This is a genomic window from Jannaschia seosinensis (genome assembly GCF_001408515.1).
GTDB lineage: Bacteria > Pseudomonadota > Alphaproteobacteria > Rhodobacterales > Rhodobacteraceae > Jannaschia > Jannaschia seosinensis.
Window position 1 is genome coordinate 1 of record NZ_CYPR01000252.1, and the last position, 10,408, is coordinate 10,408.

Annotated in this window: 9 protein-coding genes; 1 reads left to right on the forward strand and 8 read right to left on the reverse strand. The window is 64.6% G+C overall.

All coding sequences use genetic code 11. The features are described from left to right. From JSE7799_RS19000 to JSE7799_RS19010, 3 genes are all read right to left on the reverse strand, one after another. Positions 1-175: transposase (locus JSE7799_RS19000; RefSeq protein WP_055665013.1), on the reverse strand; the 175-nt coding region annotated here is incomplete at its 3' end. Between the two features lie 217 nt (positions 176-392). Continuing rightward, complete coding sequence (locus tag JSE7799_RS19005) at positions 393-2,891, reverse strand: GcvT family protein (protein ID WP_055665014.1); 2,499 nt, start codon at positions 2,889-2,891, stop codon at positions 393-395. A 125-nt stretch (positions 2,892-3,016) separates the two neighbouring features. Next, complete coding sequence (locus tag JSE7799_RS19010) at positions 3,017-3,442, reverse strand: DUF1489 family protein (RefSeq protein WP_055665015.1); 426 nt, start codon at positions 3,440-3,442, stop codon at positions 3,017-3,019. A 77-nt stretch (positions 3,443-3,519) separates the two neighbouring features. Between JSE7799_RS19010 and JSE7799_RS19015 the strand changes: the two genes are divergently transcribed. Continuing rightward, the gene (locus tag JSE7799_RS19015) at positions 3,520-5,769 is read left to right on the forward strand and encodes an adenosylcobalamin-dependent ribonucleoside-diphosphate reductase (protein ID WP_055665016.1); all 2,250 of its coding nucleotides are present in this window, start codon (positions 3,520-3,522) and stop codon (positions 5,767-5,769) included. Positions 5,770-6,215: 446 nt separating this feature from the next. Here the strand turns inward: JSE7799_RS19015 and JSE7799_RS19020 are convergent, their stop codons facing one another. The 5 genes from JSE7799_RS19020 to JSE7799_RS19040 all read right to left on the reverse strand — a co-directional run. Further along, the gene (locus JSE7799_RS19020) at positions 6,216-6,653 is read right to left on the reverse strand and encodes a hypothetical protein (protein ID WP_055665017.1); all 438 of its coding nucleotides are present in this window, start codon (positions 6,651-6,653) and stop codon (positions 6,216-6,218) included. A 66-nt stretch (positions 6,654-6,719) separates the two neighbouring features. Continuing rightward, positions 6,720-7,133: a hypothetical protein gene (locus tag JSE7799_RS19025; RefSeq protein WP_055665018.1), complete on the reverse strand. Its 414-nt coding sequence runs from the start codon at positions 7,131-7,133 to the stop codon at positions 6,720-6,722. A 356-nt stretch (positions 7,134-7,489) separates the two neighbouring features. After that, positions 7,490-9,727 (reverse strand): TnsB C-terminal domain-containing protein, encoded by a 2,238-nt coding sequence (locus tag JSE7799_RS19030; protein WP_055665019.1) that lies wholly within the window; start codon positions 9,725-9,727, stop codon positions 7,490-7,492. Beyond that, a complete protein-coding gene (locus tag JSE7799_RS19035) occupies positions 9,727-9,948 on the reverse strand; it encodes a hypothetical protein (protein ID WP_055665020.1) in 222 nt (73 codons plus the stop codon). Before JSE7799_RS19035 ends, JSE7799_RS19030 begins: the two co-directional genes overlap by 1 nt. 31 nt (positions 9,949-9,979) lie before the next feature. Next, on the reverse strand, positions 9,980-10,408 hold a 429-nt coding region (locus JSE7799_RS19040), incomplete at its 5' end, for a transposase (RefSeq protein ID WP_186201797.1).

The window sequence follows — 10,408 nt, forward strand, 5'->3', positions numbered from 1 at the left end:
GCGCCCTCAGCCGTCGCGCATCCGAGACCTCCAGCCCGCCATACTTCGCCTTGTATTTGTAGAACGTCGCTGAGCTGACCCCGTGCTTCCGGCAGACATCGGCCGTAGACATCCCGGCCTCCTGCTCCTTCAGCATCCCGATGATCTGCTCCTCGCTGAACCTCGATCGCTTCATCGTCCGTCTCCTCAATTGGAGCGGATTCTACCTCAAACTGGAGGAAGATACGGGTCTCAGGTCAATTATGCTTCGGGGGCCAGCGTATCGCGCCGAGGGTCGGGTAGGCGATTAAGCCCCTCAAGGCCGCGCCTGACGTCGCCCCCGGCCCGGGCACTGGCGCGCGCCCGAGCCATCGGAGGCGGAGAACGATCGTCGAGCGCTTTTCGGGCGCGCCTCAGCCGTCCACGCGGATGCGGGTGTTGGCGGGGTCGTGGGGGCTGTCTTCGGTGACGGTTGCGTCCCAGAGCTGGCGCTGCATCCGGACCTTCAGCTTCGTTCCCGGAGCGGTCAGTTCGGGCCGGACATAACCCATGCCGATGGATTTGCCGAAGGCCACGGAATAGCCGCCCGAAGTCAGACGCCCGACCCGGTCGCCGTTCGCATCGTAGAGCGCCTCGCGCCCCCAGGGATCGGCATCGTCCGGTCCGTCCACCAGCAACGTCACGCAGCGCGACCGGATGCCGTGCGCCTGCATGGCATCTTTGCCGTGGAAGTCCTTGTTGAGATCGACGAAGCGGTCGAGACCGGCCTCCAGCGGCGTCGCGTCGCGGCCCAGTTCGGAGCCGAAGGCGCGATAGGATTTTTCCTGCCGCAGCCAGTTCTGCGCCCGCGCACCCACGAGGGTCAGACCCTGCCCCGCGCCCGCCTCCATCAACCGGTCGAACAGGTAGTTCTGCATCTCCACTGGGTGATGCAGCTCCCATCCCAATTCGCCGGTATAGGCGACGCGGATGGCGTTGACCGGGCACATGAGCAGTTCGATGCGACGCTGCGACAGCCACGGGAAGCGCTTGTTCGACAGGGCTGTCTCGGGTTCCGCATCGCGGATCAGGTTGGCGAGGATCGCGCGGCTGTTGGGACCAGCCAGCGCGAAGACGCCGTGCGCGCCGGTCACGTCCTCGAGATGCATCATCCCGAACCGGTCAATGTTGTCCGCGACGGCCTTGGCCAGATAATCGCCGTCATAGGCTTGCCACGCGCCGGCCGAGACGAGGTAGAACGCATCCTCCGCCAGCCGGACGATGGTGTATTCGGTGCGCGTCGTCCCGGCCTCGGTCAATGCGTAGGTCAGGTTGATCCGCCCCACCTTCGGCAGCTTGTTGGTCGTGAACCAGTCGAGGAACGCGGCGGCCCCCGGTCCGCGCAGCATGTGCTTGGTGAAGGCGGTGGCGTCGATCAGCCCCGCGGCCTCCCGGACGGCACGCGCCTCGCTTGCGGCATGCTGCCACCACTTGCCGCGCCGGAAGCTGCGCGATGTCAGGTCGAAATCGGCATCGGCGCCGGGCTTGAAGTAATTCGGACGCTCCCACCCGTTCACGCAGCCGAACTGCGCGCCGTGGGCCTTCATGCGGTCGTAGCAGGGCGCGGTCTTGAGGGGCCGCGCGGCGGGCCGCTCCTCGTCGGGGTGGTGCAGGACGTAGACGTGGTCGTAGGCTTCCTCGTTCTTGCGCATCGCGTATTCGGTGGTCATCCACGAGCCGAACCGCCGCGGGTCGAGCGACGCCATGTCGATCTCGGCCTCGCCTTCGGTCATCATCTGCGCGAGGTAATGCCCGGTGCCGCCGGCTGCCGTGATCCCGAAGCTGAAGCCTTCGGCCAGCCACATGTTGCGCAGGCCCGGCGCCGGACCGACCAGCGGGTTGCCGTCAGGCGTATAGCAGATCGGACCGTTGAAATCGTCCTTCAGGCCCGCATGCTCCGACGAGGGGATGCGGTGGATGAAGGACATGTACTCCTCCTCGATCCGCTCCAGATCCAGCGGAAACAGGTCGGCGCGGAAGCTGTCGGGCACGCCGTAGGGGAAGCGCGCGGGGGCCTTCTGCTCATAGGGGCCGAGGATCCAGCCGCCCCGCTCCTCGCGGACATACCATTTGGCGTCGGCATCGCGCAGGACGGGATGCTGGGGATTGCCGGCATTGCGCCATTCGACCAGCGCGGGATCGGGTTCCGTGACGATGTATTGATGCTCCACCACGATCGCGGGCGTCCGGATGCCCAGCAGACGGGCGGTGCGCTGCGCGTGGTTGCCGGTCGCGGTGACGACATGTTCCGCCCGGATCACCGCCTGTTCGTCGGTGGGGACGAGATTGCCGCCCCGCTCGGCCATCCTGGTGACGGCCACGTCCCAATGGTCGCCAGCCCATGAATAGCCGTCCACCTGCCAGCGGCGCTCGATCGTGGCGCCGTGCTGCCGCGCGCCCTTGGCCATCGCCATCGTGACGTCGGCGGGATTGATGTAGCCGTCGGTGGGGTGAAGGATCGCACCCTTGAGATCCTCGGTGCGCACCAGCGGGTAGCGGTCCTTGACGTCCTTGGGCGTCAGCCATTCATGCGGGATGCCCACCGTCTCGGCCGTGGCGGCATAGAGGGCGTATTCGTCCATACGGTCATTGGTCTGCGCCATGCGCAGGTTGCCGACGACGGAAAAGCCCGGGTTGAGGCCCGTCTCGGCCTCGAGCGTCTTGTAGAAGTCAACGGAATAGGCGTGGATGTGGCTCGTGGCGTAGCCCATGTTGAACAGCGGCAGAAGGCCCGCCGCGTGCCAGGTGGAGCCTGCGGTCAGCTCGTCCCGCTCCAGCAGCATCGTATCCCACCCGGCGCGCGCCAGGTGATAGGCGATGCCCGTACCGACCGCGCCGCCGCCCACGACAAGTGCCTTGACCTCGGTCTTCATGCTGCCGCCTCCGTCTGTGCCAAGGTTCGGGATGGCACGGGCGGTCGGGGCGGGAATATTCGGAGACGACCAGCGGCGTCAGGAAAGCGACGTCGGCGACGGGGCCGCGACGCGCGCGGCGCGTGTCACAGAACGCCGATCTCGGCCAAGGCGATCGACAGGGCGGGCGGCAGGGGCGCCTCGGCGGCCCGCGCAGGATCGGCATCGGCCGGCGCGTCCTCCACGGTCAGGTAACGCCAGCCCTGAAACGCGCGCCGGGGCTGCGGCGTCACCGGGATCAGGCCGGGTTTCAGCACGATGCCGCAGCGGGGCACGCCGTCGGCGCGGCGCACCTCGTCGAGGCGCAGGATCGGCTGCCGGCACAGAACGACGCCCTTGATCACCCAGTAGATCGAACCGCCGTCCAGAAGCTCCGCCTCGCGCTTGGGCCACATGCGGGTGACGTGACGCGGATTGCCGTCGGGCCCCTTGGCGGCGGCGGAACGCTGCCAGCCGGCAAGTCCGTCGATGGACGATGTGCCGACCGAAAGCTTGATGAGATTGACGGCCATTGGTGACTCCCCCGAGAGGGGGTATATCTAGACTTCCCGTGCCCACGCGCAACCAGCCCTTGAGGGAACCCGAGACAATGTCCGATTTCGCCGCACCCATCGCCGAACAGATCTGGGACATGAAATACCGGCTGAAACAGGCGGATGGCACCCCCGTGGATGCCGATATCGACGCGACATGGGACCGGATCGCCGCGGCCCTCGCCGCACCCGAGGCCGACCCCGCCGCGTGGCGGCCGCGGTTCCGCGAGGCCCTGCAGGATTTCCGCTTCCTTCCCGCCGGCCGGATCGTCGCCGGCGCCGGGACGGAGCGGGCGGTGACGCTGTTCAACTGTTTCGTGATGGGAACGATCGAGGACAGCATGTCGGGCATCTTCGACGCCCTGCGCGAGGCCGCGCTGACGCTGCAGCAGGGGGGCGGGATCGGCTACGACTTCTCAACGATCCGGCCGAAGGGCGCGCCGGTCTCGGGGGTGGCGGCGGATGCGTCGGGGCCGCTCAGCTTCATGGATGTCTGGGACGGGATGTGCCGCACGATCATGTCCGCCGGGTCGCGCCGGGGGGCGATGATGGCGGTGCTGCGCTGCGACCATCCGGACGTGCTGGATTTCGTGGCGGCCAAATCCGATCCGGCGCGGCTGCGGATGTTCAACCTCTCGGTCCTTGTGACGGATCCATTCATGGAGGCGGTCGCGGCAGATGCCGACTGGCCGCTGGTCTTCGGGAGGCGGACCTATCGGACGGTGCAAGCCCGCGCGCTGTGGGACTCGATCATGCGTGCGACCTACGACTACGCCGAGCCGGGTGTGATCTTCATCGACCGCATCAACGCGGCCAATAACTTGTCGTATGCCGAGACCATCGCCGCGACGAACCCCTGCGGCGAACAGCCCCTGCCCCCCTATGGCGCGTGCCTGCTCGGGTCGGTCAACCTTGCGCGGCTGGTCGAAGCGCCCTTTACCGAGGCGGCCCGGGTCGACGGGGATACGCTGGCGGACCTGACGGCGACGGCGATCCGGATGATGGACAACGTGGTCGATGCCAGCCGCTTTCCCCTGCCGCAGCAGGCCGACGAGGCGCGGGCCAAGCGGCGGATCGGGCTGGGCGTGACGGGGCTGGCCGATGCGCTGGCGATGTGCGGGCTGCGCTACGGCACCCCCGAGGCGGCGGCGGCGACCGGCGCGTGGCTCGAGGTGCTCGCCAACGCCGCCTATCGCGCCTCGGCGGCGCTCGCGGCCGAGAAGGGCCCGTTCCCGCTTTGGGATCCTGCGCTGCTGGAGGCGCCGCTGATTGCCCGGCTCGCCCCCGACGTGCGCGACGCGGTCGCCGCAAACGGGCTTCGCAACGCGCTCCTGACTTCGATCGCGCCGACGGGGACGATCAGCCTTCTGGCGGGCAACGTTTCATCCGGGATCGAGCCGATCTTCGCCCACGAATACACCCGCAAGGTTCTGCAGCGTGACGGGTCGCGCCGGGAGGAGATCGTGCGCGACTACGCCGTCGCCGAATGGCGCCGCCTGCACGGCGAGACGCCCCTGCCCTCCGCTTTCGTTTCGGTCGCGGACCTGTCGCCCGCCGATCACGTGACGATGCAGGCCGCCGCGCAGAAATGGGTGGATTCGTCGATTTCCAAGACGATCAACGTACCCGCCGACATCTCCTTCGAGGCGTTCAAGGACGTCTACCTGCGGGCGTGGGACGAGGGCTGCAAGGGCTGCACGACCTATCGGCCGAACGAGGTGACGGGGTCGGTATTGTCGACCGAGCCGGCAATGCAGGATCCCGGCGACGCGAAGATTGCACATGCCTTCGCGCCGCTCGACCGGCCGCGGACGCTCTCGGGCGAGACCTACAAGATCAAGTGGCCGATGAGCGAGCATGCGCTCTACATCACCATCAACGATATCGAACTCGACGGACAGCGGAGGCCCTTCGAGATCTTCGTCAATTCCAAGAACATGGAACACTTCGCTTGGACGGTCGCGCTGACGCGGATGATTTCGGCGGTATTCCGACGCGGGGGCAACGTGTCCTTCGTTGTCGAGGAACTAAAGGCCGTTTTCGATCCGCGCGGCGGTGCATGGGTGCAGGGTAGATATGTGCCCAGCATCCTCGCCGCGATCGGCGGGGTGATCGAGCGGCACATGGTCGCCACCGGCTTCCTCGCCGGCGAAGGGCTCGGCCTGAAGGACGACCCCGCCGCCGCGGCCGCCAAGCCCAGCACCACCCCACCGGGCCCCGCATGCCCCAATTGCGGCAGCCTCGACGTCCACATGGCCGAAGGCTGCGCCACCTGCGCGAACTGCGGATTTTCCAAGTGCGGGTAGATGTGAACTGTGCCGCTTATTATGATGGCAAGCTAAATTTGGCCATTTTCGGGAGAAAATGGCCATTTCACAAGCTAAGGTCGGCTATTGGGAATAAGCTCTTCAAGGGAGGATATTCCTGAGTTGCCGAGACAATTTGCCAGCCTGAACACCCCTGACTGGAACATGGGTCCGCGAAGAAGTCCACGGAAACGGACACCCGAAGTTTTTTTGTGATTTTTGGTATGCGATCCGGGGTTGGAGCCGCTCTCCGCATGGAAACATCTTTGCCTTTGAATCTGCATCCGTCGAAAGCAAGAAGGCCGCGGGTATTCCCGCGGCCTTCGAGTTTTGAATGAACGGTGGCGTGCCGGAGGTCGCCACATTGTTATTGTCTATGATCAGTTGGCGGGCCTGCGTGTTTGCGAAAAGAGCGGTGTTCGCTCACCTCACTTTTCCGGGGAGCCTCACGCGGCCTTTATGCCGTTCATCATGAGTCCGGCATCGATCCTGGCTGCCAGCAGCTCCCGCATCGCGAGGATCTGCCGGAAGCCCTGCTGCAGCCTGTCGAGAGCGGCGCCCTTTTCAGAAAGAACAGGAACAGCGTGGACACGACCGACGGCTCCGAGGTCCGGGTCGACAGTGCCGTCGAAGACGTTCTGGAAGCCGAGGGTCTCCTGCGCGATTGCTCGGGCGAGGAGGTCTTCGATGCGTCCGATCTCGTCAACTGCGATCTCGGAGAGCGGACCGCTATGCCGCAGGGCGGACAGAGCTTGCAGAACCGTATTGAGGTCCGTGGCAGTCATATCCGCTTCGGCGCGCTGAGCCTGATCGTGCAGCGCGTCGAGACCCTGCAGAATGCGCGTGCAGAGTTCCTTCTTTGTCATCCGGTCGAAGTGTTTCATGGCAGTGTCCTCGTCTCGTTGCTGTGGAGTGGCGTGCCGTCGGCCGCGCGCGGCCGACGAGCTATTTCAGGCCGCATCGTTGACTTGGAGGGCGAGCGCCTGCGCGTCCCGGGCATCGTCCCGTTCGCCAATCTCGACGAGCAGATCGTAGAGCCGGTCCGTGAGCAGACAGATTTCCTCCACTTCCGGACTGGCCGGGTCGAGGAGAACCCAGGATGAAAGGTCGGGTTCGAACGCGTCGATGATCGGGTCCAGCGAAAGCAGTCTGTGCAGGGCAACGAGTTGGAGCCGGAGCGTCCGGTCGAGGCGCGAAGCCTCCCGAAGCCCGGATATGAGTCGCAGCACGCGGGCCTTTCCGGCATCGCCATCGATCAGCGCGGCAGCGTTACAGAGAGCGTCTCCGTGCTCGGCACAATGCGCCCGGACTGCAGAGAGTTGAGGGTCGATGGACAGGGTCTTCTTAGGTAGTCTACGCAGCATGGTGTTCCTCCGAGTTGTTGCGCATCTGCCAATCGCGGCAGCATCAAGCCTGTCCGTCGTCATTTCCCGCGAGATTGCTCCCTGTTCATGTGCTGCTGAGTATGGATCCGCCTTCCAACAAGAAGATTGGCCACAATCTGCTGGAACGAAGAAAAAACATTCGGGCCCATGGGTGTGAAGCCTTCGCTTTTTTGGGCCGATCCAAGGAGGATCGCGGTGCGGCTGCTGGACCTGCGCGCGTTGTGATGCAAAACGGGCGCCGCCCGAGCGTCATCGATCCCAGCGACCTCGAAACAAAGAAAAGCCCCCGCAGTTCGTTTCGACTGCGGGGGCCTGTCGTGTTTCAGGTATTGGGGCTACTTGTCCCCGAAGGACCAATCGGCATCGGGGTCCGCAAAGGGATTGGGAGCACCTGCCGCCTCGGAGGCATTGTTCGGAGCCGCGTGGTCCGGATCTCCCGCCGGGCGCTGGGTCTGCGTGCCTGACGGCGCCGTTGGCAGGTCGATCCCAAGACCGTCCGACGCGGGCTGCATCCGAAGGGTGCCCGGCGTCTCGTCCACCTCGAACCCGATGATGAACTCGTCCTCGAGTTTCTCGATGCGCTCCTTGGAGTAGTCGTCGACGAACAGTCCTTGGCGGGCAATGGCGTTGGCGTTGATCTCCCGGATGCGGGTCATCGCCTTAAAGATAATCTCCTGATTGATCTTTTTCTGCGCCGCCACCGACGCACGGATCTCACGCACCGCCATCATCCATGTCTGTGCGCGTTCGCCACGGAACCGCTTGAGCACCGAGGGGACTTCGATCCACTTGCCATCCAGCTCGACTGTGATCGCCCCGAGATCCTCCGAATACCAGCGGACACGGACCTCCTTGTCCCGGGCGTGCATGAACCAGCGGCCGAATTCCTCGGAGTGGTAGCGGATGCCCAGAACTGAGATGCCCTTCTGCGAAACCGTTCGCTCCAGCCGGGTTCCGAGTGCTTTGCGCCGCAACTCCAGCTTTGGCATCGGTGCCACCCCATACCGACCAACCAACCGATTCCAACACATGCGGGGCGTCTCCCCGTTCGGAAGGCCGGCATGGGGCCTGTTATGGTACACGTCCACCACCCAACGGACCAGCGCCTCACTGAGGTCCTCGGCCGTTAAGGCTGCACGCGCCTCGGCATCGTAGTCGCCCTTGACGACCGTGTTGCTGAAGGTGCGCCCGGTGAAACGTCCGATGAAGTTGTTCGACATCGTTCCGAACAGGCGCTCGATCCGCGCCCGAAACTCCGGCATCCCGGCCGGGCCGGCGTCGATATTGATCCCGAGATCGGTTGCGCCGACCCTCGTGTCGAAGTCGATGAAGGCGGATCCGCATTCGGTAACGATGAGTTCGGGTGTACCGGACATGTTCCAAGGCGAGTGGGTGCCGACCGCGTCTGCCCAGACGCCCTTGTCACGCACGATCATGTCGAGCGCCTGCATGGCACTACGCTTGCTGGGGGTCCGCGAAAGCTTCATGGCAACGACACAGCGGGTTGTGCAGCACATGGCGGCGGTCAGGAACCAGCGTGCCTTCTTACCTTCTTCCAGGCCGAAACTGGCCCGTTCCTCTTCGCTCAGAATCGACCAAATTCCGGACTCGGCCATCAGGGATAGAAGATCGACTTTCCACTCATCCATCTCTACGCGCTCGAGCGCCCGGGTCAGTTCGAGCCCCTTCCCAACCGGTGCGTTGCGCTTACGAGCCTCGTCCAGTCCGAACCGCGCAACGTCCACCTCGAACGGGTCGAGTTTCCGGACTTCGAGGCGGATCGTCTCGCGAGACGGCATCACGAGCGGCCTCGTGCTCTGGCCATGCTTCTCACCGTCCGCTTCTCGTTCTCTCAGTTCTTCGCGACGAAGGTTTTCGGCAATGAAGGCGTGGTCCACGTCTTCCACCACTTGTGCGACAGACGGCTGCTCCATCGTGAGGTAATTGCGGACCGTCCGGGCGAGAAGCGCAAGTTCATCCGGCCCGAGACGGCGGCTACGTCGACCTTGTCCACCCTGACCGTAAAGCGACGCCATCCCATGGCGCCCGAAGGCGGCAACGCGTTTCAGGAGCCTGCTTGCGCTGATCTTCTCGGGAATGATCTTAGTGTTGTTGCCCGCCTGTGTCGCATCGCCTTCGCTCGGAACCGAGAGATACTTCCCGGCCCGGTACTTGATCTCCGGCAAGGCGGACTTCACGGACACCTCGGTGCGGTTGACCTTGCCCTCGGCTTCCATCTCCAAGAACGCGCGCACGAGTGACTCATGGTACTTGGCCTTCTGTTGCTGCTTCAGCGAAAGCGTGGACAGTTCCTGCGTCGGAAATCGAAGTCGGCGTTTTGCGTGCTCCGGAAGGAACGCATCACGTCGGTGTTCGAGCTCGCCAGCGGCGACACGCTGCGAGAGCACTGTGTGAGTGAATGACTCGGCGACGCTCGTGCGATCGGTACGCAGAAACGTGTAACCGAATTCGTTGCTTTCCAGGGGGCGGTACGAGATCCCATCCAAAATCACTTCGTCGTATTCACCGAAAGCGAAACGGGGCAGTGTTGAGCTGAATTGGACATCGAGCATTACGCGGCCCTCCGCATAACATGGCTGTCGTAGTCGATCCGCACCGGGTCTCGCAGTTCCAGCTCATGCCCACCGATGAGGCGGGCAATCGACCGAAAGCCCCGACCCCCGAGGCCGGTGTGCGCGATCAGATCGCCGATCCTTGCTGCCCCGATCAGGTCGGACGTTGTCTCCCGCATGATGGCATCTGCATCGGGGTCGGGCTTGCGCAGATAGAGCAACCTGCGGTCTGGAAATTCTGCTGAGAGCGGGTCATGCATCCTGGCATTCCCATTTGATGTAGGCCTTGGTCTCGGAGGCCCATTTCTCGTCGATCTCTACGAGGACGGCGCTGACCAGTCGCAGCAGAGCGTCGTCGCTGGGAAAGACCCTGACCTTTACGGTGCGCCGCTTGAGCTCCTGCTGGACGGATCGCTCCATCGGGTTTGAAGTGCGCAGCCGGCGGCGATGGTGCTCGGGCAGCGTGAAGACCGCGAGCCCCTCGGGCGCGTTTTCCTCCAGCCATGCGGCCAGCTTCGGCGCAGAGGTGCGATAGCTGGCGACGATCTCTGCCAAGGCCGTTTCTGCCTTGGCGAGCGTGCTGGCATTCCACACGGTGCGCAGCTCAGCTCCGATGCGCTTGCGGCTCTCGACGTTCGGAGCGTGATGAATGGCGTTGCGCGCGAGATGGAACTGGCAGCG